The sequence below is a fragment of the Maribacter algae genome, from assembly GCF_047345745.1.
Classification (GTDB): domain Bacteria; phylum Bacteroidota; class Bacteroidia; order Flavobacteriales; family Flavobacteriaceae; genus Maribacter.
The window spans coordinates 901,524-927,100 of record NZ_JBLFES010000002.1; the positions used below are offsets into that span (position 1 = coordinate 901,524).

26 protein-coding genes are annotated in these 25,577 nt (G+C 38.5%); 14 read left to right on the plus strand and 12 right to left on the minus strand.

Features of this window, described 5'->3' with window-relative positions:
• Window positions 1–86: 86 nt before the first annotated feature.
• Complete coding sequence (aroB, locus tag ACKWBX_RS11265) at window positions 87–1,148, plus strand: 3-dehydroquinate synthase (RefSeq protein ID WP_413968783.1); 1,062 nt, start codon at window positions 87–89, stop codon at window positions 1,146–1,148.
• 99 nt (window positions 1,149–1,247) lie between these two features.
• Window positions 1,248–1,586, plus strand: a complete 339-nt coding sequence (locus ACKWBX_RS11270) for a hypothetical protein (RefSeq protein ID WP_413968784.1) — start codon at window positions 1,248–1,250, stop codon at window positions 1,584–1,586.
• Between the two features lie 2 nt (window positions 1,587–1,588).
• Here the strand turns inward: ACKWBX_RS11270 and ACKWBX_RS11275 are convergent, their stop codons facing one another.
• From ACKWBX_RS11275 to ACKWBX_RS11285, 3 genes are all read right to left on the minus strand, one after another.
• Entirely contained in the window at window positions 1,589–2,104 is a 516-nt protein-coding gene (locus tag ACKWBX_RS11275; protein ID WP_413968785.1) for a DinB family protein, read from the minus strand.
• 69 nt (window positions 2,105–2,173) lie between these two features.
• Complete coding sequence (locus ACKWBX_RS11280; protein WP_413968786.1) at window positions 2,174–2,653, minus strand: Lrp/AsnC family transcriptional regulator; 480 nt, start codon at window positions 2,651–2,653, stop codon at window positions 2,174–2,176.
• Between the two features lie 116 nt (window positions 2,654–2,769).
• Complete coding sequence (locus ACKWBX_RS11285; protein WP_413968787.1) at window positions 2,770–3,879, minus strand: M14 family metallopeptidase; 1,110 nt, start codon at window positions 3,877–3,879, stop codon at window positions 2,770–2,772.
• Window positions 3,880–4,146: 267 nt separating this feature from the next.
• On the opposite strand from ACKWBX_RS11285, the gene ACKWBX_RS11290 reads away from it, so the two are divergent.
• Genes ACKWBX_RS11290 through ACKWBX_RS11300 form a run of 3 tightly spaced genes read left to right on the plus strand, consistent with a single transcriptional unit; the run spans window position 4,147 to window position 5,760 of the window.
• A complete protein-coding gene (locus ACKWBX_RS11290; protein WP_413968788.1) occupies window positions 4,147–4,533 on the plus strand; it encodes a helix-turn-helix transcriptional regulator in 387 nt (128 codons plus the stop codon).
• A 53-nt stretch (window positions 4,534–4,586) separates the two neighbouring features.
• Complete coding sequence (locus tag ACKWBX_RS11295; protein WP_413968789.1) at window positions 4,587–4,964, plus strand: hypothetical protein; 378 nt, start codon at window positions 4,587–4,589, stop codon at window positions 4,962–4,964.
• Window position 4,965: 1 nt separating this feature from the next.
• Complete coding sequence (locus ACKWBX_RS11300; protein ID WP_413968790.1) at window positions 4,966–5,760, plus strand: TerC family protein; 795 nt, start codon at window positions 4,966–4,968, stop codon at window positions 5,758–5,760.
• A gap of 42 nt (window positions 5,761–5,802) precedes the next feature.
• On the opposite strand, the gene ACKWBX_RS11305 is transcribed toward ACKWBX_RS11300, so the two are convergent.
• The 6 genes from ACKWBX_RS11305 to ACKWBX_RS11330 form a co-directional block, all read right to left on the minus strand.
• Window positions 5,803–6,759 carry a sterol desaturase family protein gene (locus ACKWBX_RS11305; protein ID WP_413968791.1) on the minus strand — a complete coding sequence of 319 codons (957 nt, stop codon included), beginning with the start codon at window positions 6,757–6,759 and terminating at the stop codon, window positions 5,803–5,805.
• A gap of 118 nt (window positions 6,760–6,877) precedes the next feature.
• A complete protein-coding gene (locus ACKWBX_RS11310) occupies window positions 6,878–9,544 on the minus strand; it encodes a DNA gyrase/topoisomerase IV subunit A (protein WP_413968792.1) in 2,667 nt (888 codons plus the stop codon).
• 31 nt (window positions 9,545–9,575) lie between these two features.
• A complete protein-coding gene (locus ACKWBX_RS11315) occupies window positions 9,576–11,432 on the minus strand; it encodes a DNA topoisomerase IV subunit B (protein ID WP_413968793.1) in 1,857 nt (618 codons plus the stop codon).
• A 146-nt stretch (window positions 11,433–11,578) separates the two neighbouring features.
• Window positions 11,579–12,475 carry a DMT family transporter gene (locus ACKWBX_RS11320; RefSeq protein ID WP_413968794.1) on the minus strand — a complete coding sequence of 299 codons (897 nt, stop codon included), beginning with the start codon at window positions 12,473–12,475 and terminating at the stop codon, window positions 11,579–11,581.
• 95 nt (window positions 12,476–12,570) lie between these two features.
• On the minus strand, window positions 12,571–13,665 hold the full coding sequence (gene ychF / locus ACKWBX_RS11325; protein WP_413968795.1) for a redox-regulated ATPase YchF: 1,095 nt from the start codon (window positions 13,663–13,665) through the stop codon (window positions 12,571–12,573).
• A 284-nt stretch (window positions 13,666–13,949) separates the two neighbouring features.
• Window positions 13,950–14,303 (minus strand): 4Fe-4S dicluster domain-containing protein, encoded by a 354-nt coding sequence (locus tag ACKWBX_RS11330; protein ID WP_413968796.1) that lies wholly within the window; start codon window positions 14,301–14,303, stop codon window positions 13,950–13,952.
• Window positions 14,304–14,439: 136 nt separating this feature from the next.
• On the opposite strand from ACKWBX_RS11330, the gene ACKWBX_RS11335 reads away from it, so the two are divergent.
• From ACKWBX_RS11335 to ACKWBX_RS11375, 9 genes are all read left to right on the plus strand, one after another.
• Entirely contained in the window at window positions 14,440–15,504 is a 1,065-nt protein-coding gene (locus tag ACKWBX_RS11335; RefSeq protein WP_413968797.1) for an acyl-CoA reductase, read from the plus strand.
• 69 nt (window positions 15,505–15,573) lie between these two features.
• Window positions 15,574–16,638, plus strand: a complete 1,065-nt coding sequence (gene serC, locus ACKWBX_RS11340; protein WP_413968798.1) for a 3-phosphoserine/phosphohydroxythreonine transaminase — start codon at window positions 15,574–15,576, stop codon at window positions 16,636–16,638.
• A gap of 6 nt (window positions 16,639–16,644) precedes the next feature.
• Window positions 16,645–17,595: a D-2-hydroxyacid dehydrogenase gene (locus ACKWBX_RS11345; RefSeq protein ID WP_413968799.1), complete on the plus strand. Its 951-nt coding sequence runs from the start codon at window positions 16,645–16,647 to the stop codon at window positions 17,593–17,595.
• A gap of 65 nt (window positions 17,596–17,660) precedes the next feature.
• Window positions 17,661–18,293: a DUF937 domain-containing protein gene (locus ACKWBX_RS11350; RefSeq protein WP_413968800.1), complete on the plus strand. Its 633-nt coding sequence runs from the start codon at window positions 17,661–17,663 to the stop codon at window positions 18,291–18,293.
• A 67-nt stretch (window positions 18,294–18,360) separates the two neighbouring features.
• A complete protein-coding gene (locus tag ACKWBX_RS11355) occupies window positions 18,361–18,849 on the plus strand; it encodes a DUF6146 family protein (RefSeq protein WP_413968801.1) in 489 nt (162 codons plus the stop codon).
• 28 nt (window positions 18,850–18,877) lie between these two features.
• On the plus strand, window positions 18,878–19,195 hold the full coding sequence (locus ACKWBX_RS11360) for a DUF6787 family protein (protein WP_413968802.1): 318 nt from the start codon (window positions 18,878–18,880) through the stop codon (window positions 19,193–19,195).
• A gap of 56 nt (window positions 19,196–19,251) precedes the next feature.
• Window positions 19,252–19,554, plus strand: a complete 303-nt coding sequence (locus ACKWBX_RS11365) for a hypothetical protein (RefSeq protein ID WP_413968803.1) — start codon at window positions 19,252–19,254, stop codon at window positions 19,552–19,554.
• Between the two features lie 254 nt (window positions 19,555–19,808).
• The gene (locus tag ACKWBX_RS11370) at window positions 19,809–22,130 is read left to right on the plus strand and encodes a TonB-dependent receptor (protein WP_413968804.1); all 2,322 of its coding nucleotides are present in this window, start codon (window positions 19,809–19,811) and stop codon (window positions 22,128–22,130) included.
• 102 nt (window positions 22,131–22,232) lie between these two features.
• Window positions 22,233–22,853: a GTP cyclohydrolase gene (locus ACKWBX_RS11375; RefSeq protein WP_413968805.1), complete on the plus strand. Its 621-nt coding sequence runs from the start codon at window positions 22,233–22,235 to the stop codon at window positions 22,851–22,853.
• Between the two features lie 98 nt (window positions 22,854–22,951).
• On the opposite strand, the gene ACKWBX_RS11380 is transcribed toward ACKWBX_RS11375, so the two are convergent.
• The 3 genes from ACKWBX_RS11380 to ACKWBX_RS11390 are packed head-to-tail and all read right to left on the minus strand — an operon-like array spanning window position 22,952 to window position 25,496.
• Window positions 22,952–23,833, minus strand: a complete 882-nt coding sequence (locus tag ACKWBX_RS11380) for a sterol desaturase family protein (protein WP_413968806.1) — start codon at window positions 23,831–23,833, stop codon at window positions 22,952–22,954.
• Window positions 23,833–24,276: a monoheme cytochrome C gene (locus ACKWBX_RS11385; RefSeq protein ID WP_413968807.1), complete on the minus strand. Its 444-nt coding sequence runs from the start codon at window positions 24,274–24,276 to the stop codon at window positions 23,833–23,835. Before ACKWBX_RS11385 ends, ACKWBX_RS11380 begins: the two co-directional genes overlap by 1 nt.
• Complete coding sequence (locus ACKWBX_RS11390; RefSeq protein ID WP_413968808.1) at window positions 24,276–25,496, minus strand: sulfite oxidase; 1,221 nt, start codon at window positions 25,494–25,496, stop codon at window positions 24,276–24,278. Before ACKWBX_RS11390 ends, ACKWBX_RS11385 begins: the two co-directional genes overlap by 1 nt.
• Window positions 25,497–25,577: the final 81 nt, after the last annotated feature.

Genomic DNA, 25,577 nt, shown 5'->3' on the forward strand with positions numbered 1-25,577 from the left:
TATAAACACAGAAAATATATTCCAATGATTAAAAATTACCTTTATTTTGCGAATTGATTCTTGCTTTTAAAGATTAAGTAGACACTATGGAATCCATCATTTCTGATTCATATGCGGTTCATTTCAATGATACGGCTTTTAACGAATTGAATTCGATTTTACAGCTTCGTCAATACTCGACCATTTTTATTTTAGTGGATGAAAATATCCATACCCATTGTTTGGCTCCATTTATGGGTGCAATTCACGGGGAATATCATTTTGAAATTATCGAAATCGAATCTGGGGAAATCAATAAGACCATTGAAACCTGTGTTGGCGTTTGGGAAGCTTTATCTGAACTGGGTGCCGACCGAAAAAGTTTGTTGATCAATCTCGGTGGCGGTGTTTTAACCGATTTAGGTGGTTTTGTAGCTTCCACTTTTAAAAGAGGAATCCATTTTATCAATGTACCCACTACCCTATTGTCTATGGTCGATGCATCCGTTGGTGGTAAAACAGGTGTGGATCTAGGGCCTTTAAAAAATCAAGTCGGGGTCATCAATCAACCTGTAATGGTCTTGATCGTTACGGACTTTCTGGAAACCTTGGAAGAAAGACAGGTAACCAGCGGTTTTGCCGAAATGCTGAAACATGGTTTGATAAAAGATGTTACTTATTGGAACCGTTTGAAAAAAGTATCCGGCCTTGCCGAAATGAAAAATCACATTCTCGCTTCGGTACATATAAAAAATGAAGTAGTCCTTGAAGACCCAACGGAACAAAATCTAAGGAAAATTTTAAATTATGGGCATACTTTGGGGCATGCTATAGAATCTTACTGTTTGGAGCATAAAACGAAATCTTTGCTACTACACGGTGAGGCCATTGCCATTGGAATGATACTGGAAGGATATCTTTCCCATAGATTGACAGGGCTTCCTAAACAAAGTCTGAATGACATTAAAACAACTTTTTTGACCTATTTTGAAAAAGTTTCCTTTTCCGAAGAAGACATCACCAATATTTTGAATTTGCTGAAGTACGACAAAAAGAACTCGCACGGAAATATCAACTTTGTGCTCCTAAAAACTATTGGTAAAACCGAAATAGATGTGCGTGTTCCGGACAATCTTTTTAGGGATGCTTTCGCTTACTACAAAGAATAAAAACTTCATATACTAAAAACACGCTTTTCACAACTCTTTGCAATTCCCCATCCAAAAAAGGTTTAGCTTGGGCTAACAAACCAATTAACCTATATAGCGATGACCAGACGTTTAATAGATTACAAGAAATTAGATCACAAATTAGCCGCCCAACTCATAGACAGCTACCCGTATGGTTATGGAGATGAGGATATTATTACTTTTAAAAACCAGCATGGAGACGTAGTGGAAGCCGTAGAATTGAAAACTGTGGATACGCTGTATTTGGTAAAAATCAGCAAAAGCTTATCCGACTTTATTTCCAATTTTGAGGATACTATCGAAAAGGAGATGGAATCTAAAACACCTGAAGAAGTCATGGAAGGCGAAATTTCCAACGCTTCTGAAATGGAACTCAATTTTGATAACGATACCGAGGATTATTCTGATATAGAATAATATCAAAGGTAACGCTCCAACAAAATATTGGTATGGTGTTTTTGATGCCCGCTAATGACCAAACCCAGTGCGGCAACACTCCACGGCATATCACTTGCCGTTCCAATACGTTTTAATTTTGTATCGTCCATTGTTTCAAAAAGAGTGATGGTCGCATTTCTTACCGAAAGGTATTCTTCCAAAATGCTTTCTTTGTTTCTTCTTTCAGATTCGCATTCCGCAACAAAATCGTCCTGATCAAATCCTGGCAAAGGTGTCATATCATTTCTGGAAAAGCGAAAAGCACGGTATTGAAATACTCGTTCCGTATCAATGAGATGCAACAATACTTCGGCAATGGTCCATTTTCCTTCTTGATAGTTATGGCTTAATTTCTCCTCCGGTAAATTGTTGACAAAATCTTGGAACCATTTTTTACCATCTTTTAATGCATCCATCAACGCAACATCATCCAATACATTTAAATAGGTTGCATAAAAATGAGCGAATTCCGTTGGTGCAAGGTCAGATACTTTCATGAGGTTTAAATTTATGGTACAAAAAATGCCCAACCGATAAAGTTGGGCATCGGCAATTATATGTTTCGCTTACATCTCGTTAAAGATGGTGTGCATTAATCGCTTTTTATCGTTAAAGCTTTCTTCCAAGGAAATCATGGTTTCGGTTCTACTAATACCGTCAATATCATCTATTTTAAAAATGATGTTTTTGGCATGTGTAGTGTCCTTGGCCCTAATCTTACAGAAAATGTTGAACTTTCCCGTAGTAATGTGTGCAATAGTAACGTTCGGAATTTGATTTAAACGTTCCAACACAAATTTGGTCTGATGCGTTTTCTCCAAAAATATTCCTACGTAGGCAATGAACGCATAGCCTAATTTCACATAATCCAAAGTCAAAGAGGAACCTTTTATAATACCCGCTTCCTCCATTTTCTTAACACGCACATGAACCGTACCTGCAGAAATCAATAATTTTTTTGCAATGTCCGTAAAGGGGGTTCTGGTGTTGTCTATTAACATGTCCAGAATTTGGTGGTCTATTTCGTCTAATTTTACTTTTCCCATAGTTGGTGATTTTGTGACAAAAATAGATAATTATAAAATTATATTTAAAGAAGATTACATTTTTATAATGAAAATGTAATCTTGCTATCATTTTTTATGATAAAATATAGTTTGAATTATTTCAACAAAGCGAGTATTCCCCTTTTTGCCAACCAATCCAAATCGGTTTGTTTATGGCAATCCATCTGTTTATGAGCAAAATAGGTTTCATTTTCAAAACCTATTTTTTCAACAGTAGGTTTAAAATGGATTGCGCACTCCTTTAAAACTTCCTTATATAAGATACCGATAGGCTCTGATTCCTTATATTTTGAATTGACAACTGATGCATTTTCAACAATTACATCAAAAAATTGCTTGCTATTTTCAGGAATATTTTGATACTCCGCTATTTCATATAAATTGATTTCCCCATGGGCAATGGTGCGAACACCTGACAACATAGCCTGAAATATATATGCTCTGGTTATTTCCCGTTCATAATCATCCTTAAAATGTCCCGCTTCAAATAGAACAGTCGGTGTCTCCAACATTTGAAAAGCATCGCCTACACAATTGGCATTAAAGGCATCATCGTATCGCCCGACCTGACCAGGTATCTGACTTTGCAATGATTTGTTCATAGCAGCAATCAAAAGCATGCTTTTTTTTCGCGAGGGAGAAATATTTCGCGCTTCATCAAAAGCAGGTGCTAAAAAAGAAACCGTTGCCGGTTTATTGGTACTCCCTACATTGAAAATGGTGCGTTGGTCATGAAGATTAAAGCAATAATGCGGCGTAAAACTATTATAAACAGCTCTCAATATCTTGCTTTCCGGTTGAGAACGCTCCTGAGCATCCCTGTTCAGGTCAACTTTATTGGCGTTAACTCTAGTATAGGCAGCAGCACCGTCCGAGTTCAAGATTGGAATGATGGTAAATGTGCAGGCGTTTAATATAGATGCTACATCTTCTCTTTTTTGAAATATCAAACTTATAAAATCCAAAACAGCTTTGGTGGTCGTAGACTCGTTTCCGTGCATTTGCGACCACATCAAAACCCGTTGCTGCCCTGTGCCGAAAGTAATGCTCTTTATGGACCTTTGTTGTACGGATGTTCCGATCTCCATAATTTGAAAGGAAGCATCCAGTTTATCAAAAAAATTAAAAACCTCATGGTTGGTCACATATCTTCCTGTAACCTCCTTTACTTTTATTTCGGAATAAACTTTCTGGTCAATCTCCATTGCATCTAATTATAAAGCAAAATTACTACGGATATAAATTACATATGTAAACTGTATAGGATATAATATGACAAAATTTTATACTGAAATTCAATTTTCTAAACAACATTCACCATTACAAGTAAATTAATATTTAATTATTTATTAATCAATTATTTAAAATACTTTAAATCAAATAAAACTACAAATATAATGATGTATAAAAATCATATTTTATGTGTAATTTTAAAATTGAAGCGATGGCATTGTTTATTTTTGTAAACTGAAATGAATACGGAAAAAATCATCAAAAGAATAGATAGGCTGCTCACCTATTACGAACTATCCGCCTCTAATTTTGCGGATAAAATCGGGGTGCAACGTTCTAGTATTTCCCATCTTTTAAAAGGTAGGAACAAACCAAGTCTTGAATTTATTTTGAAGATTGTGGACAATTTCCCAGAAGTAAATTTGTATTGGCTTTTATATGGCAAAGGCACGTTTCCCTCTGCGGAAACGAGCGCAGAAACCCAAATTGAAACCGTATCCACAAAAATTGCATCGACCAAAAAAGAGATGACCAAATTAAACTCAAAAACTTCCATTGACAAAATTGTTATTTTTTATACCGACGGGACCTTTGAATCTTTCAAAGATTCATCCAGTGACAATTGAAGAAAATAGCATAAATGAAATGGGGCGATTGCTATTTTCCTTATTTTGCAAATATGTCAAAACAAATACTCTTAACACTTTTTACAATACTATTTTTATCTTCCTGCTACCAACCACAAAGGGACTGTGAAGCCTTTAAAGAAGGGGCTTTTCAATTTGAATATACCGTTGGTGATGAGATTAAAATAGGGAAGTTTATCCGAGGTAAAAAGTATAGTATAGACTATTATGATAACAAGATAGATAGTGCCACCATCCGTTGGTACAATGATTGTGAATTTGTTTTACAGGACATCAATAGCAAAACCGCGATACAATATAAAATCATAAGCACTACCGATAGCTCTTACACTTTTGAATATAAGAGTGCCGTAAAAGACCCGAATAAAAAATTGGTCGTAAAAAAAGGAACTGCCATAAAAATCAACTAACATGTTTGAAATTTTCACGAGTCCAGACGCCTGGATAGCACTATTGACACTTACTTTTCTAGAAATTGTATTGGGCATAGATAATATCATTTTTATTTCCATTGCCGCCGGTAAATTAGAAAAAATGCAACGCAAAAAAGCGACCAATATCGGTCTTGTTCTGGCTATGGTAATGCGCATTGTTCTACTTTTTGGAATTACTTGGCTCACGGCGGCCAAAAAGCCTTTTTGGGTTTTTGATGCGGATTGGATTTCAGGCGGCATCAGTGGTCAGGCACTGATTCTGTTTGCCGGAGGACTGTTCCTACTTTATAAAAGCACTAAAGAAATACACGAAAAAGTTGAGGACCGCGGACATGATGAACGTGAAGTAACTAACGCGAGGGGGAATACGCTCACCAAAGCGATAGTTCAGATAACGGTTATAAACATTGTCTTTTCTTTTGATTCCATATTGACCGCAATAGGAATGACTAACGGTATTTCCCCAAACCCCAATGATGCTTTGTTGCTGATGATCGTAGCAGTTGTGATTTCGGTGGTTATTATGATGCTTTTTGCAAATCCTGTGGGCGATTTTGTGAACAGACACCCTTCTATTCAGATTTTAGGGCTATCCTTTTTAATCTTGATTGGATTCATGCTTATTACCGAAGCGGCCCATATTGGACATCTAATCGTTTTTGGAAATGAAATAGGTGTAATACCTAAAGGATACCTCTATTTTGCTATTGCATTTTCCCTAATGGTAGAGTTTTTTGATTTACGGATGAAGAAAAATAAGGCCACACCTTAAAAATTCAATATACATATCCGTTGCAAATCTTTGATTAAAGCTTTAATTAGGCCTACTAAAAGCTATTTCAGGGTTTTCGGCCATTTGTTTTTTGAACAGTCTCTGCTGTTGCTTTACCGTCATTGTGCTCCCATCATGGCTCCACCCTGGAGGGCCAAAGATGTACATCAATTTGTGTGATAATTTGGAGGATTTCTTAGTATCTGCCCAAATATCTTTAAACTCGTGCGTCAATATTACCAATGGATTATAAGAGTCTGGCGCGTGTATTACTCCAAACTTCACTTCAACATCATCATCCAATTCTTTCCAGGTGCCGAATATCTTATCAAAAATGTTCAGGAAACCTCCATGGTTTTTATCCAAGTACTCCACATTTTGGGAGTGGTGTACTTGATGCATGGTATGGGTATTGAATATTTTTTCTATCCACCCCATTTTAGGTACATATTTGGAATGTAACTGAAACTGCCAAAAGGATTCTATGGCCAAAGCAAAGATGACTACTTCCACGGGAAAACCAACAGCGGGCATCCACATGTAAAAGAAAGGCTTATAAAGCAATGTGAACCAACCGTTCCTAATGGCCGTTCCTAAATTAAAATGGTCCGAGGAATGATGCACGATATGTGCGGCCCATAACAAACGAATCTCATGATTGGCACGGTGAAACCAGTAGTATGTAAAATCATCTGCCAACTGGCAAAGCAAGAAAACATACCAAGCATAACCAAAAGACTCATACCCCATGATATTGGTACGCACGCCATCAACCAACGGGTTGAACAGTTCGTACGTAAAATTAAAAACTACAATGAGTACGGTCAATTTGATCAATGGCCCAAGAATGGCCGAACCTATCCCCATAGCACCGCTGGCCATTAAATCTTTCCACACGTACAGATCTTCATCTCCATGGGTGTGGCTATAGGTGATTTCGAGTAAAATTAAAGCTATAAAACAAGGTACTCCGTAAATCAGGGGGTTTGTCAAATCCATTCTCTAAGTCAATTTTTTTCAAATATAGCCATTAATGTAGCTTCAATAGCACTTGTTTAATCTTTCATGTTATTACTGCATAAGATATCCTTATCCCTTAAACAACAACGCCAAATCATTAAAATAACGTAATCTGACCTTCGCCGTCATCGTCGTTTTCTTTGCGGTTTTCCTGATTATCATCTTTGGCTCCAGAATCTACATTTTCCTCATCCACCACTTCTATTTCGGCAGCTTCTTTCTCTTCCGGTTCCTCAAAAGGCAGAGGATCCAACAAATTAATGTTTTTTACCTTTTCGGTAATCAGCTGATTGCCTTGCGCTTTTATTCCTTTTATGGATATAAAATTCTCCACATCAACTGTTTGATTTTCTTTTGCTTCTTTTCCCCTGGGTTTTGGAAACTCCATTTCTATCATAGGTCGCCAATCGGTCGAGACCAATTCCAAATAGGATTTTGGATGTTCCGAGATGAAAAGCTCTTCTTTATTTCCGGCCTCAATCAGAAAACGTTTTACGTAAAAACGTTCTTTTTCCCCTTCCCAGTAAATGGCGGATATCGGTTTCAACGGATTCCATTTCTCCAAGACGATCATATCATCATCAAAACGGGCCGTAAGAACCGGTAAAACAGTTTTAGCGATTCCTTTTTGGGTGATAATCAATAACAAATCATCGCCCCGGAATTCTCCGAGCAACTCTCCCCTTCCGTCCACATTTAGACGCCTTACCACATCATCAAACCAAATTTTTCTTGGTTTTAGGGTTGAAACGCCCTTCTCTTTTAGTTCGATGCGTTTTACGGTGTATTTAGTGACAATGTTGCCTTTGGAACCACGACCTTTAATCAGTACATCGGCAAAATCGATATCCCATTTCAATTTTTTGATACTTCCCGCTTGTCTTAGATTTACCGTAACCACCTCTGCTTCCCCATTGGGATTGGCTGAAAAATAAAGTACTTTGGAGTTAGCGCTTCCTGCCGTAAGATCGTACTGTTTATCTCTCGTGACGCTAGTAACATTAAAACGTTTAATATAGGTGGGCCCGCTCTTACCATCTTTATATACTAGATTATAAGTGGTACGCTTGTCTTTTTTCTTGAAAACCGCCACGTGTAGAATACCTTTCCCCACGAACGTTTTACTATCTACTTTGGTGACCATCATTTTACCATCGCTGGTAAAGACAATAATGTCATCTATGTCGGAGCAATCGGTCACATATTCATCGCGTCGCAATGAAGTACCTACAAAACCCTCTTCCCTGTTTACATAAAGCTTTGTGTTCCGAATAACCACTTTAGTCGCTTCGATATCATCAAAAACCCGAATCTCGGATTTACGCTCTCTCCCCTTCCCATAGGTCGTTTTAAGGTTGTTAAAGTAATCAATGGCGAATTCGACCAGATTCTCCAAGTGATACTTTACCTGCGTTATCTTTTCCTCAAGCGATTCTAAGTGTTGTTGCGCCTTGTCCAAATCAAATTTTGAGATACGTTTGATGCGTATTTCCGTGAGCCGTACAATATCTTCTTCGGTAACCGCTCTTTTAAGATGTTTTGTATGAGGCTTTAATCCTTTATCTATTGCTTTGATAACTCCTTCCCAAGTTTCCTCTTCTTCGATATCGCGATAAATTCTGTTCTCGATGAAAATACGTTCCAGCGACGCAAAATGCCATTGTTCCTCTAGCTCGTTCAATTGAATCTCCAGCTCTCGCTTCAATAATTCAACCGTAGCATCCGTGGAACGCTTTAGCATTTCCGTGACCCCTATAAATAGCGGTTTGTTATCTTCAATGATACATCCCAAGGGTGAAATGGAAGATTCACAAGAGGTGAACGCATACAGCGCATCAATGGATTTGTCCGGAGAAATACCGGAGGGCAAATGCACTAAAATCTCGACTTCGGCAGCCGTATTGTCTTCGATTTTCTTTACTTTGATTTTACCTTTATCATTTGCTTTTAAGATAGAATCTATTAAAGAAGAAGTATTGGTTCCATAGGGTATTTCATTGATTACCAATGTATTTTTATCTTTTTGGGCTATTCTTGCCCGAACCCTGATCTTTCCTCCGCGCAGGCCATCATTGTAATTGGTAACATCTATAATGCCGGCAGTCGGAAAATCGGGAAAAAGTTTAAATCGCTGTCCTTTTAAATGCTTAATGGAAGCATCGATCAATTCGATAAAGTTATGGGGCAGTATTTTGGTCGATAATCCCACCGCGATTCCCTCCGCTCCCTGTGCCAATAACAATGGAAACTTTACCGGAAGATTTACGGGTTCTTTTTTACGGCCATCATAGGACATTTGCCATTCCGTAATCTTTGGACTAAAAACAACCTCCAGTCCAAATTTGGAGAGTCGCGCTTCAATGTATCTTGAAGCAGCGGCCCTATCTCCGGTAAGTATGTTTCCCCAGTTTCCTTGCGTATCTATCAAAAGGTCTTTTTGGCCTATCTGCACCATGGCATCAGCAATACTGGCATCACCGTGAGGGTGATATTGCATAGTATGCCCCACCACATTGGCCACTTTGTTATAACGACCGTCGTCCAATTCCTTGAGGGAATGCATGATCCTACGTTGCACCGGCTTAAAGCCATCTTCAATAGCGGGCACCGCACGTTCCAAAATCACGTAGGAAGCGTAGTCCAAAAACCAGTCCTTGTACATACCGGTTACCCGGGTCAGGGCCTCTGAAGTATCTTCTTGGGGAGATTCACCAGCAGATAGATTTTCATTCTGTTCCTCGTTCAAGTCCTCATTTTCCTCCATTCAGAAGTGATCGTATTAGCTTGGTTTATAATTAGTTTTCTTGTATTAAATCTATTTCTACTTTAAGATTTTCAATTATGAATTCCTGTCGGTCCGGAGTATTTTTGCCCATATAGAAATTCAATAATTCCTCAATGGACATGGCCTTGTCCAACATCACCGGTTCCAAGCGAATATCATCCCCTATGAAATGTTTAAACTCGTCAGGAGAAATTTCCCCCAACCCTTTAAATCGGGTGATTTCCGGTTTACCGGTCAGTTTGTTTATGGCATGTTGACGTTCTTCATCGCTATAACAATATATCGTCTCTTTTTTGTTTCTCACCCGGAAAAGCGGGGTCTGAAGAATATATAAGTGATTTTCCTTGATAAGCTCCGGGAAAAATTGCAAGAAAAACGTAATCAACAATAAACGTATATGCATCCCATCTACATCCGCATCCGTAGCGATTACAATATTATTATATCGTAAATCCTCCATGGACTCCTCAATGTTCAAAGCCGCTTGCAACAAATTAAATTCCTCGTTCTCATAAACAATTTTCTTGCTCATGCCATAGGAATTCAAGGGTTTGCCCCGTAAACTGAATACGGCTTGCGTATTTACGTCCCTGGATTTGGTGATAGAACCAGATGCAGAATCCCCTTCCGTAATAAAAAGGGTGCTTTCCAATCTGCGATCATTCTTCATATCGCCCAAATGTACCCGACAGTCACGTAGTTTCTTATTATGTAGGCTTGCCTTTTTAGCACGGTCTTTAGCGAGTTTTCGAATTCCGGAAAGTTCCTTCCGTTCTTTCTCCGCCATCAAAATTTTGCGCTGTAGCTTATCACGTGTTTCTGGATTCTTATGTAGATAATTATCCAAGTATCGACCTACAAAATCATTGATGTAGGTTCTTACCGTTGGAAAATCCCCTCCCATTTCCGTAGAGCCCAATTTTGTTTTGGTCTGACTTTCGAACACGGGCTCCATCACTTTTATGGATATAGCCGAAATAATGGATTTACGAATATCCGATGCATCATAATTCTTACCATAATACTCACGTACCGTTTTTACAATGGCTTCACGGAAAGCCGCTTGGTGCGTACCGCCCTGTGTTGTATGCTGGCCGTTTACAAAGGAATGGTACTCTTCACTATATTGCGTTTTGCTATGCGTGATAGCCACTTCAATATCATCACCCTTTAAATGAATAACGGGATAGAGCATATCTTCCATGTTGTTATTCTCTTCCAAAAGGTCTTTTAATCCATTTTCCGAATGAAATTTTTCGCCATTAAAAACAATGGTGAGACCCGGGTTTAGATATACGTAGTTTTTGAGCATGCGCTCCACATACTCATTTCTGTATTTAAAATTCTTGAAAATAGCTTCGTCCGGGACAAAGGTTACTTTTGTTCCTTTACGTTTGGTAGTCTCAACGGGACCTTCCTCGTTTTCAAGGTTTCCTTGACTGAATTGCGCTGTTTTCACTTGATTGTCACGGGAAGATTGCACCTCAAAAAAACTGCTCAGCGCATTTACCGCTTTGGTTCCCACTCCATTTAATCCAACCGATTTCTTAAAGGCGCGACTATCGTACTTACCGCCCGTGTTCATCTTGGAAACTACATCGACCACTTTCCCCAAAGGAATTCCTCGACCGTAATCGCGTACTTTTACCATTTTATCCTTAATAACGATTTCAATGGTTTTCCCGGCACCCATCACAAATTCGTCAATACAATTGTCCAAAACTTCTTTTAGCAAAATATAGATGCCATCATCCGCAGAAGAGCCATCACCCAACTTACCAATATACATACCAGGGCGCAATCGGATATGTTCTTTCCAATCTAGCGAACGGATGTTATCTTCAGTATACTGACTGTTCTTGGACATTTAACGAAAATTTATGAAAGTGATGCTAAAGATAACACGACTTCCAAAAAGAACAAACCCCTCCTGGGTAAAGTAATTAACAATGAAATCAGGGGTTTTGTTGATATATTTCCTGTCAAAACCAAACTTTACAGGTTAGTTATCGACTAAGATTTTTTTCTCGTGACCAACAAAACACCAAAAATCACAACTATTATTCCTGAAAATTGAAGCCATGTAATTTCTTCATTTAAGAAAAGATAAGCGAATATAATAGTTGAGATGGGTCCCAAACTTCCGAAAATGGAAAATGTATTGGCTCCCAAACGTTTTATTGCTCCAGAAACTAAAAAAGAGGGCAATAGCGTAGAAAAGATGGCCATACTTAACGAAAGATAATATACTTCTATTGGATAATCCAGCAATTTAAAATCCCCTTTAATACAGTAATGCGCCATGACACAAAGAGTTGATACAATCATAGCATAAGAGGTGAACTGCAGTACTCCAAATTTTGGAATCAACCATCCGCTACCGACTAAATATGAAGCGTATGTTATGGCACTTAACAGAATTAAAAAAGCACCCCAATATACTTGGTTTCCTTCTAGACCAATTTCATCCCAAAACGTAACTATGATTCCCAAATACGTAACTATGATCGCCCATGTTTGTATTTTGGAAAGTCTTTTTTTGAAAAATAGCCATGACAATAACACCACAATGGTAGGATAAACAAAAAGTATAATCCGTTCTAGACCAGCTTTTAAGTACTGAAGCCCCATGAAATCGAATAGACTGGCCAAATAATACCCTAAAAAACCAAAAATAAATATCCATAAATAATCCTTCTTGGTAACTTCTTTTGGTGCTATGGGTTTTTTCCGAAAGGCTACAGCGATATAAAACGGTAGGGCAAATACCATTCTGAACAATAACAGAGTAAGATGGTCTATTTGGTATTTATAGGCTAGCTTGACCAAAATGGCTTTGGCCGAAAACAGGACTACGCCAAGAATAGCAAAAAGAACCCCAATTCCTTTTTCCGATGTGTTTCTAAACATAGAATGAAAATACTAATCAGAAGAAAAGTGGGAAGCAATCTTATTACAGGACTACGAAGTTCAGAAGGCTTTTTATAAAGAATTGGTTAGAGGGCCTACACATTAAACCTAAAATGCATCACATCACCGTCCTTTACAATATAATCTTTCCCTTCTACACGCATTTTACCCGCCTCTTTTACTTTGGTTTCGCTCCCATACTCCACATAATCATTATAGGCGATCACTTCCGCGCGGATGAATCCTTTTTCAAAGTCGGTATGGATGACACCGGCCGCTTGTGGCGCTGTGGCACCTACAGGAATGGTCCAAGCGCGGACTTCTTTCTCGCCTGCCGTGAAATACGTTTCTAGATTCAATAATTTATACGCCCCCCTGATTAATTTTGCGGAACCGGGTTCGGACAATCCCAAATCTTCCAAGAACATTTGTCGCTCTTCGTAGGTTTCTAATTCGGTGATATCCGCTTCTGTTCCCACTGCCAACACCACTACTTCTGCATTTTCAGAGGCCACTGCAGTTTTCACTTTTTCAACGTAGGTATTTCCATCGACAGCAGCACCTTCGTCCACATTACAAACATACATAACGGGTTTGTCCGTAATGAATTGAAGTGGTTTCACATATTCGTTTCTGTCTTCTTTTGAAATTTCAATGGCACGTACGGAAGTTCCGGCTTCCAGTCCATTTTTTAAGGCCAGCAAAACGACTTCTTCTTTTTGGGCCTCCTTATTTCCGGTCTTTGCAGCTCTTTTGACCTTATCCAGTTTTTTATCGACCGTTTCCAAATCCTTTAACTGAAGCTCCATATCAATGGTTTCCTTATCCCGAATTGGGTCTACGCTACCATCAACATGAACAATATTATCATTGTCAAAGCAGCGTAACACATGCAGAATAGCATCGGTCTCCCTAATATTCCCCAGAAACTGATTACCAAGACCTTCCCCTTTACTTGCACCTTTGACCAACCCGGCAATATCTACGATTTCTACCGTGGCGGGAATCACTTTTTCGGGATTTACCAAAGTCTCCAACTTCTCCAGCCTGGTATCCGGAACGTTTACCACACCAATATTAGGTTCAATAGTACAAAAAGGAAAGTTTGCACTTTGCGCCTTTGCATTGGACAAACAATTAAAAAGGGTGGACTTGCCAACATTGGGCAATCCTACGATACCTGCTTTCATTCTTATAGACTTTAGATGCTAGACTTGAGACGTTAGATGTATAAAATTGGATGCAAATATAACATCATTTGTTTGTATTAAACGATTCTGAACCACTCTTCATCATTGAAGAAAATGAACCAAACAATATAAATCAGTATAAATAAAAAATAAGCAGTGCAATAATGCTTAACCCACAGCCTATTTTTTTCCAAAAACCGTTATAGATACTTTGTTTTTCCATAAAAAAAGCCCCAGTAAGGGGCTATCATCTAAATTTTCTGTTTGCTGTAGGCTAAGAACTTCTACTCTTCAGGATGCATAAATGCCTGTTTTTCTAAAAGTACTTCTTCGGATTCTACCCTGTCTTCATCGGGAACACAACAGTCCACAGGGCAAACGGCGGCACATTGCGGTTCTTCATGAAAGCCCATACACTCCGTACATTTATCCGGGGCTATATAGTACACTTCATCGCTGATCGGTTCTTGAACTTCATCCGCATTGACGGCTTTACCATCGGGCAGGACCACGTCTCCTTTTAGGGAAGTACCATCTGCATAACGCCACTCATCGGCCCCTTCATAAATCGCGGTATTCGGACATTCCGGCTCGCAGGCCCCGCAGTTGATACATTCATCCGTTATAATGATCGCCATATATCTTTTTTTAAGCTGAAACGCCCAATCGGGTCGCTTACATTCAATTTTCTATCTCTCTAACGTAATAGTGCTACTAAAAAGTATCCCTATTTTTGCACAAAGGTAATTCCTAAAAATTCCTATTACAAATATAATGACGCAACACAACACAAGAATCAAAGCTTTTGTTAAACTAGGTGAATTTTTACGCGAATTTTGTGAATATGACAAAACGAAGTCTGTCGTTGAAAAAAACTCTTCCGAATGGTTCGAAAAATTGGACAAAGCCACCACTATTGCGGGTCATCATAACGGATGGTTTACCCGTGAAAGTATCATTCACGCGCTATCGCAATGGGGGAATGAACTAACGGAAGAACGCTTAAATAGTTGGTTATCCAAATATGATTTGGAAAGGAATACTGAAAAGAAAGTAGCTTTAATAATGGCCGGAAACATACCATTGGTAGGCTTACATGATGTATTGGTAGTTTTGATTACGGGAAACAAAGCGTTGGTCAAACTTTCCAGTAACGATAAAATTCTATTGCCCGTATTGATGGAATACTTGATTTATATGGAACCCTCTTTTAACTCAAGCATTGAATTCACGGAAGAAAAATTGAACAATTATGATGCTGTTATTGCAACGGGCAGTAACAACACGGCACGTTATTTTGAATATTATTTCAGCAAAAAGCCAAATATCATTCGAAAAAACAGAAATTCAGTTGCGGTATTGACCGGGAACGAGACCAACGGCCAACTACAGGCACTTGGCGAGGATATTTTTAGGTATTATGGCTTAGGCTGTAGAAGTGTTTCAAAAATTTTTGTTCCCCGAGGATATCATTTTGACACTTTTTTTAAAGCGATATTCCCTTTTAATGAAATTGTACAACAGGCTAAATATGCCAATAACTACGACTATAATAAGGCAGTGTACTTGATGAGTGAATTCAAAATCCTTGACAACGGATTCCTTATTTTGAAGGAAGATGAAAGTTACGCCTCTCCTATCGCTTCACTTTTTTATGAATTTTATGAGTCGGCCAAAATACTTCAAGAACGTTTAAAGTACGATGAAGAATATCTTCAATGTGTTGTATCATCTGGATTTATAAATGGTGAAATTGACTTTGGAGCAACGCAATGTCCGTCACTTTCCGACTATGCGGATGGGGTAGATACTGTTGAATTCCTGTTAAAAACATCGTAGAATTATTTTATTTCCGCTTTTTGTTACGCAAGAAATTCAAGACCTTTAGCAACTTAATTTAAAAGCACCATGAAGAAGCATAATTTTAGCGCAGGCCCTTGTATACTGCCCAATGAAGTACTCCTAAAAGCATCTGAAGCTGTGATGGACCTTAACGGTTCCGGACTCTCTTTGGTCGAAATTTCGCATAGGAGCAAAGATTTTGTTGCTATTATGGAAAATGCCCGTGCATTAGCACTGGAATTACTGGGTTTGGAGGGCAAGGGATATCAAGCTCTTTTTCTTCAGGGTGGTGCGAGTATGGAATTTTTAATGGCCGCCTATAACCTCTTGGAGAAAAAAGCAGGATATATAAATACGGGCACTTGGAGCGATAAGGCGATAAAAGAGGCAAAATTGTTCGGTGAAGTGGTTGAAGTAGCTTCCTCCAAAGACAAAAATTACAATTACATTCCAAAAGGATACGCCGTGCCCAAAGGTTTGGATTATCTACACTTAACTTCCAATAACACCATTTTTGGAACGCAGTTTAAAGAATTTCCAAAAACGGACGCGCTCTTGGTCTGTGATATGAGTTCCGATATTTTTTCCAGAGTGTTGGATTTTTCGCAATTCGATTTGATTTATGCCGGAGCACAGAAAAACATGGGTCCTGCCGGAACGACCTTGGCAGTGGTCAAAAAGGATATTCTCGGGAAAGTTTCAAGGAAAATTCCCTCCATGTTGGATTATCAAGTTCATATCTCCAAAGACAGCATGTTCAACACGCCTCCTGTATTCGCGGTTTATACTTCAATGCTCACATTGGAATGGCTTAAAAATAAGGGCGGTATTGCCGCCATAGAAGAAGTAAATGATAAAAAAGCGCAGTTATTGTATTCCGAAATAGACCTCAATCCTGTTTTTCAAGGTTTTGCAAAGAAAGAAGACCGTTCAACCATGAACGCTACGTTCAATTTGGCTGATCAAGATTTAAAGGAAACTTTTGAAAGCATGTTGCAAGAAGGCGGAATCAATGGTTTGAACGGCCACCGTAGTGTGGGAGGATATCGCGCGAGCATGTACAATGCACTTTCTTTGGAAAGTGTCGGTGTTTTGGTCGATATTATGAGTGAAATGGAACGCAAAGCATAGAGAAGCATGAAAATATTGGCTAATGATGGGATTTCCAATACGGGAATCCATGCTTTGGAGAAGGCCGGTTTTGAAGTCTTGACCACCAATGTTGCACAAGGGCAACTCATTAATTTTATCAATGAACATCAGATTGATGGTTTGCTGGTTAGAAGTGCCACTAAAGTCAGAAAAGATGTATTGGACGCATGTCCTTCTTTAAAATTAATAGGTCGTGGTGGGGTCGGCATGGATAACATTGATGTAGCCTATGCTCAAAAAAAGGGTTTACATGTCATCAATACGCCAGCTGCCTCCTCCGAATCAGTTGCGGAATTGGTTTTTGCCCATTTGTTCGGTGGGGTCAGGTTTTTATACGATGCCAACAGAAATATGCCTTTAGAAGGCGATAGTAAGTTTAAGCAATTGAAAAAATCATATGGCAATGGAGCCGAATTGCGGGGAAAAACCTTAGGCATCATTGGTTTTGGAAGAATAGGGAAAGCCACGGCAAAGATTGCTTTGGGCGTAGGAATGAAAGTGGTCTATTCAGACCCCATTGTTGAAGAAGTTTCTCTGTCACTATCTTTTTTTGACGGACAATCAGTTGATTTTAAGTTGGAAGCAATTCCTAAGGAGGAATTATTAAAAACTTCCGATTTTGTGTCCGTACATGTTCCTGCTCAAAAAGAATATATCATCGGCAAAAAAGAACTGGAATTGATGAAAGACGGTGCAGCAATCGTAAATGCGGCCCGTGGCGGTGTTATTGATGAAGTGGCCTTGGTAGACGCTCTGGAAAACAAAAAGCTTGCTTTTGCCGGCCTCGACGTTTTTGAATCGGAACCCTCTCCAGAATTAAGAATACTCATGCATCCCAATGTGTCGTTAACACCTCATATAGGAGCCGCCACAAAAGAGGCCCAAGATCGAATCGGTCTGGAACTTGCCCAGCAAATCATATCGCTTTTAAAATAATGTCCTATTAGGGATTTTAGGAACTCTTTTGTACATTACTGAACGAACATTAAATTAACTATAAAATGTCAGGATTATTAGATTTATTAGGTAGCCCAATGGGCAAACAATTAATACAGGGTGTTGCTAGCCAGACAGGCCAAAGTACAGACCAAACAGGAAGTGTGCTGAGCATGGCACTACCTGTTTTAATGGGAGCAATGAAGCGCAACGCCGCTACCCCCCAAGGTGCCCAGGGGCTCATGGGAGCAATTTCAGGAAAACATGATGGGGGTATTTTAGATAACCTCGGGGATTTATTCAATGGAGGTGTGGATGATGCCGTTATGCAAGATGGAGCCGGAATATTAGGTCACGTTTTGGGTTCCAAACAACCACAGGTAGAAAATGCATTAAGTAGTAAATCTGGAATGGATGCCGGTACGATCAGCACTATTCTCAAAGTTGCCGCTCCCCTATTGATGGGCTATTTGGGAAAACAATCACGTCAGCAAAATGTCTCGGATTCCAATGGCATAGGAGATCTATTAGGCGGTCTAATGGGTGGTGGACAAGCGGCGAACCAACAACAGTCTCTAATCGAATCTTTCTTGGACTCCGACGGAGACGGAAGTATTTTGGATGACGTGGCTTCTATGGCCCTAGGTGGCAATAAAGGCGGTATTGGGGGCTTGCTAGGAGGTCTATTTGGAAAATAAGGTATTTTAAGCATATTTTATAAAGCCATTTGAAACAACCAAATGGCTTTTTTTGTATCTTAAAATCATGAAAAAGAAACTATTGAAATTTACATTGCTCTTCGGAGCTATAGGAATTCTTACGTATAGCTGTGGATCTACAAAAGAAAAGTCACAGATAAACCAAGTCAATACGGATGAAATTACGCTCAGCGAAGCGGAAAAAAAGGTTTTTGAAAAAGTAGAAGGTGATACGATTACCATCGCAAATGAAGAAACCGAGTACGAAATAATAATTATTGAACCTGGTTTTTTCACTTGGTTGAACAGCATAGCAAGACCAGAAGGATATTACTCTCAAAACTTCTTGGAGAACAGAAATCAAATTCTGGTTATCAATTGGAACCAAAGAGTGCTTCAACCTATGCGGTTCAATCCTGACCTATATATGCAGCAGATAGATTATCAACCTAATATTGATTATGGGTATGAGGTTAATTATAAGTTGTACAATTATTTCATTTTTTTTCAGCGAAAATATAATCAGCGTCTTGGCCCTTTTATACCCCGCATTTAACCTATATATTTGTTAGCGAAATTTCGCTATGGAAAAATTGAAAGAAAGATGGGGCATAACCAATAATTTTCAATTGTTGGTTATTTTTATCGTATTCGCCATTACAGGTTCTTCTTCGGTATTTGTGGCCAAGCCCTTTTTGAATTTAATCGGTTTACAACTGGATAATTTTCCGGATACTTGGTGGAGAGGGCTTCTCTATTGGACATTGCGCATTTTATTGATATTCCCATTTTATCAAATTTTGCTGGTCATTTTCGGATGGCTGTTCGGGCAATTCAAGTTTTTCTGGGCTTTTGAAAAAAAAATGCTGAGCCGAATGGGATTGGGATTTTTATTTAAATAATGAACTGTTAGGGTTTCTTTAACAAAGAATTCTCTTCCATTGCTTATTTTCGCATCGTGAAAAATACTTTTTTTAGAAATAGTATAGGTGTATTCCTACTTACTTTAATGTTCTTTAAAGTAAGTTCTTTTCATGTATATGCACACGAAGACAATGCTTCGGATACGGTCGAAAATTGTAGTATTTGTGAAGTTGCCATAGAAAATCAAAATTCGGATTTTTTACATGCGGCCGCGCAATCAATTCCACGACCCTTACCGCTAATTATTTCTAATGAATCACAGATAACAGTTGATTCATTTGTTTCTTCTTCATTGTTACGCTTTCGTTTTTTTGGGAGACCGCCACCTTCCCTTTAATCACTTTCAAAATCTCGCTCTATAACTGGAATATATTGATAACATCTTTGTTTCTAAATCTAGTATACAAAGCTGATTTTAGTTACAGAGCTACCAGAATTGGTATTTTTAGTACCATTCTCATGAACAATCTAGTAGAAGCAAAATCATAGGCTTATAGATTACCCATAATAATGAAGATTAAATCTCTTTTATTGATTTTTCTGTTTTTTTCAACTTATATAAATGCACAGTCGCAAACGTGCCGCTATACCATGAGCGGAACCGTTTTGGATATTGAAACAAAACAGCCTATACCCAATGCCATTGTGAAGGTTAAGGGGTCGGAAAGATACGCCAGTACAGATACCGAAGGTAACTTTAAAATTGATAGGCTATGTTCAAAAGAAAATACGCTCGTTATATCTTGCATAGGTTATGCTGATTCAACGAAAGAGCATGAGCACGATTCGGCCATACACTTTTATTTAACCCAAGAGGTCACAGGATTAGACGAAGTAACTATACAGGCGGAACGTCATAAGGAAAAAGGTACGGAAACAATCTCGCAGGTGAGCATAGGAAAAGTGGAAATTATCAGCAATCCTACTCAATCATTGGCATCTACCCTGTCTAGTCAACAAGGAGTTACTTTTACATCTACAGGTACTAATGTACAATTACCTGTTATTCATGGTTTGTACGGTAATAGGATATTGATTTTAAACAATGGCCTAAAGCACGGTTTCCAAAATTGGGGAACAGATCATGCACCAGAAATAGACATTACTGCCGCAAACAGTATCACTTTGGTGAAAGGTGCTGCTGGGGTCAGATATGGCCCAGAAGCCTTGGGTGGAGCTATTATTATTGAACCGAATCCCTTACTTTTAAACGACCCATTATACGTAAGTATCGGTATGGGATATCAAACTAATGGAAGGGGATACAACACCAATATAGAAGTTGGAAAAGGAAACAAAAACTGGAGTTATTTTGTTAATGGAAATTATACAAAAATTGGTGACCGAAACACTCCAAAATATAATTTAACCAATTCAGGAAAAGAAGAAAAAGCGTTTAGCTTTGGTGTACTCCACCATCTGGATAGGTTCGATTTTAAGATTTATTACAGCTTTGTTGACCAAAATCTAGCACTTTTACGATCTTCCATAGCAAGTAGTCCTGACGCTTTCATTAGAGCAATCAATTCCGATGAACCTGTTATTGTAAACCCTTTTTCATATGATATTAATGAACCCAACCAACTTACCCAACATCATTTGGCCAAGGCAGAAGTAAATTGGTGGTACAACGAAGCTGCAAGATTAACTCTGATAGGCGGGGTACAACTGAATAAAAGGGATGAGTTTGATGTAAGAAGAAATGCGGAACTTCCCATCATTGATCTTGATTTAATCACTTATGATTACCAATTGGAATGGAAACATCCTGAATGGAATAATCTTGATGGTATTCTGGGAATCCAATATTTTAGTCAAAACAATGATAATAATCCAGGTACGAATACCACTCCCTTTATTCCCAATTACAACACAAATAGGTTTAGTTCCTTTGCCATTGAAAGTATAGATTTTGGAAAAAACACCATTGAAGCCGGGATACGATTTGATTTCGAATCCAATGATGTTAGAGGCAGGGAAACCAATCAGGATATTTTTAGGGACAACTATAGTTTTAGCAATTTTACCGGATCCTTGGGTTATGTAAGGCAACTTTCTGAAAACAGTACCTTTAGAACCAACATAGGTACCGCATGGCGCACACCCAATGTGGCGGAGCTTTTCAGCTTTGGGCAAGAGGGTTTTAGAACTACCTTCGGTCTACTCCGTTTTGCTGATACCAATGGACAATTAAGTACAGATGAAGTGGTACTCTTGGAAGAAAGCACCGTAGATTCCGAAAGGGGCTATAAATTCATTAATGAATTTAAGACCAATAAAAACGGTAATCTTCACAACCTGACCGTTTACTCACATTACATTGAAAATTACATATTTGATAAACCTTTGGGAGTCTTTGGAACAGTAAGAGGGCCAATGCCCGCATTTATTTTTGATCAGGCGGATGCATTATTTTTTGGAGCTGATTACAGTTGGAAGAAAGAATGGTCAGAAAAATTTTCAAGTGTTTTTGGATTTAGTTATCTCTGGTCCAGAAATATCGGAGATAATGAACCCTTGATAAATCAACCTCCTATTACAACAAGTTTTGAGTTACAATGGGACCATGGAAAACTCTGGGAACTGGAATCATCAAAATTAACGATAAGACCAAGCTACACCTTTCAACAATTCCAAGCCCCAAGAACGGTTTCTCCCGAAAGTTTAGTTGATGGTTCCGCTGTTATTACCACAAATTCGGAAATTTTTGATTTTATAGATGCTCCTAAAGGCTATTTTCTACTTGACCTCACTTGGCGATTTAAATGGAAAAGTTTAAACGTTGGCATTACAGCTCAAAATCTTTTAAATACCAACTATCGTGATTATCTCAATGAAATGAGATACTTCGCTGACGAACCCGGTAGAAATATATTATTTAACCTGAATTATTCATTTAAAACAAAGAAGTAGTATGATTGAACAGAATTAATCCACTAATAGATGACCTTATGAATTTATTTAAGACTATGTAAAATTCCTGAAACAATTAATAATAATTAAAATTAAAGTAAAATGAAAACAATTGAAAAATTTATGAATTATCGTTTATTGGCCATCCTACTCACCGCTTTCATGATAAGTAGCTGTAGTAGTGATGATGATGCTCCTGAAGAAGAAAATGATGAAGAAGTTATTACCAATGTCACATTAATATTTACCAATACCAGTGATCCCAATGACGTTGTTAGAGCAAGTGCAGAAGATCCTGATGGTGAAGGGGTACAGGAATTAGAGGTAATGGATTTTATTACACTTAGCCTGGATACGGAGTACACATTAACGTTTGAAGTTTCGAATGCATTAGATCCCAATGATGTGGAGGATATTACAGCAGAAATTCTTAAAGAGGATAATGAGCATCAAATTTTCTTTAGTTTCACGGACGGAGCTTTTGCTAGCCCAACGGGCAACGGAAATGTAGATAATGCTTCTGATCCATTAAATTATAATGATGAAGATGAAAATGGTAATCCTGTTGGTTTGTCTACCTCTTGGACCACCCCTGCTACAAGCTCAGCTGGTGGAACTTTCAATGTTAGGCTTCAACATCAACCTGACCTTAAAACAGCTACAACAGGGGCCGATGTGGGCGATAGTGATTTTGATCTGGATTTTGTGTTGAATATCCAATAATACAATTTCTCATATTTCAGACTTAAGGACTTTGAATCATAAAAATAAAACCAGCTATAAAGCTGGTTTTATTTTTTAAAAAGTCGAACTGTTTTAAACTACTGCCCTTTTTTGGATTTTAAAATCCCGTAGGTATTTTGTTGTACAAAGTCACTGGGGAAATCTTTATCCCCCGGAAAACCCAATTCAACTTCTCCAGAATCCTCGGGAATATAATCCGTTTTAAAGATGTAGTCCCAAAGGCTTAGACTAATTCCAAAATTTACCCCATACTTTCCTTTTGGAAGATGGTATGCATGATGATATAAGTGCATCACCGGATTGTTCAATAGATATTTGAACGGGCCCCACGTGATTTTTATATTGGAATGATTAAAGTGACCTATTGCAATCGCAGCAAAGTGGACAATGTAGGCCTGTTCCGGTTCAAAACCGCCTAAAACCATTACTGCCAAGGTTTTTAAAGGTTTATACAGGATATTTTCCATCCAGTGATAGCGTAAATGCGCTGCAAAACCCATCTCCTTTACAGAATGATGCACTTTATGAAACTGCCATAAAAATTCATATTTATGCAATAATGTGTGCGTAAACCACTGTACAAAATCCAATAGGATAAAGAAAATAACCAATTGCGACCATGCAGGAAGACTATCCAAATCTATAATGGAAAAGCTTGTGGATGCCATACCCAAATCCTCAAAAAACAATGACAATAATTTATAAAATCCACTGATGCAGATAGAAAAAATAAAGAAGTTGAAAAACATATAAAAACCATCCAACCAAAAATCTTTTCTAAAAGCACCTTGATTTTTTCGCCATGGAAAAAGAACTTCCAATCCCCAGACCATCAATGAAATTAATATAAGTCCCCAAAAATAATTGGTGTGCCAAGGAACCTCGAACAAAATAGATTTCCAGGTCCAGTTTACCGAACCTAAAAAAGAATCCTTAAATGCTTCTAAATAAGCCTGCATTACTTTTCTAGTTTATACCAATCTATATTTGTTAAAACCTGTCTCCTACCCTTTTTTGCCAAAGGATAATATTTTGTCAAATAGTTAACAATAATATCTTCATTTTCGCCCAAATCCCATAAACCTTGCTTTTCCTGCATCCAGCGTATGGTAGCATGCCATTGTTCTGCGGTCATTCTGTTTTGGATAATTAGTTTCGCGGAATGACAGTTAGTACAATTGTTCACTGTTTCCTGCAAGCCATCTCCGTCTACCAATCCGGTGCGTACATGAACACCGTTTTCAACATGATTTGGGTCGGAAAAACCCTCCCCATCCTTACTTTGTGGAACATCTACGTATTCAGATTTATTGGGAAAGATTTTAAAGAGGACAATGACTACTGCGCATAACAAAACTATCCACAAAAACCCTTTCTTCATGTCCAAACCGCTACTTTTCATTACACGATTTTAATGGCTATTCTGTGACAGGCATTGTTCAGGTATCCTTTTGGGTTCCAACCCGGTAAAAGCATCGGTTGTGATGTACCTCCGGTATCCGTAGCCTTGGCCCAAACCTCGTAATATCCTTTTTTTGGAAACGCTATTTCTGCCGAAAAATGTTGCCATGCCAAACGATTGGTCGGAGGTTTCACTTGACAGTTCATCCAGCTAGATCCAAAATCTATGGAATATTCCATTTTGGCGACCTGCAACTCCCCTGCCCAAGCATGACCGTTAATGATTAGTTTTTTTCCTTCTGAAATCATGGCACCCGATTTTGGATAGGTAATCAAGGATTTTACCGGCATGGATTCAATGATACACATGTCCTCATCTTTTACATTTTCTCCAGGTGCAACAGGATTGCAGGGAACACGATAGGCAGTACCCGTCATTTTAGCGCCATCATGAACAATGTTTCTTATACTTAGTCTATTGATCCATTTACCGGAAGCCGAAGCAGGCCATCCTCCCGCGACCAATCTCAAAGGATAACCGTGTACCATTGGAATATCTTCTCCGTTCATCTGAAAAGCTAGCAAGGTTTCATCCTGCAAAGCCTTTTTCATGGGTACACCGCGAGAAATTGCTTCTTTATTGGGATTTCTACTTAAGTGGTAATCGGCCGCGTGATAACCAACATATACGGCATCATCTTTGATTCCGGCATCCTCAAGGACGTCGCGCAAACGTACACCGGTCCATTTGGCACAAGATATGGCACCTACCGTCCATTGATTTCCCTTTGCGGGTGGGTCAAATTCACTTCTACCGTTTCCCCCACATTCCAAGGTTAATTGATAGGTATGCCTTTGAAATTTTGATTTTAAATCCGATAAAGTGTATGTTTTCTTTTTTATGACCGATTCCCCATCTATGGTCAATGTCCAATCCGCAGCGTTTATATTTTGGGGAATAATGCCATTGTTCCGGATGAACATATACTTGTTAGGCGTGACATCATCATTCAGTAAATGTGCCTGCGCCTCCATATTCCAAGGTTTGTCGTTCAATAAAATCATCTCAGGGTCCTTCTTGAACAATTTAAAAGGGTCTGGATTCTGTAAGGCCAATGGAACATAACCTTTTGGCATGGTAGCTCCAAAAACGATTTCAGCTCCTATTATACTAGTGAAAGAGGCAGAGACGGTCTTTTTGAGAAAATTTCTTCTTTTCATATGGTATCAAATAGGACAAAAAATATGAACCGTTTTAAAAAGCTATAAATATTTCATCTGGTCAAGTGCTATCCATGAAAT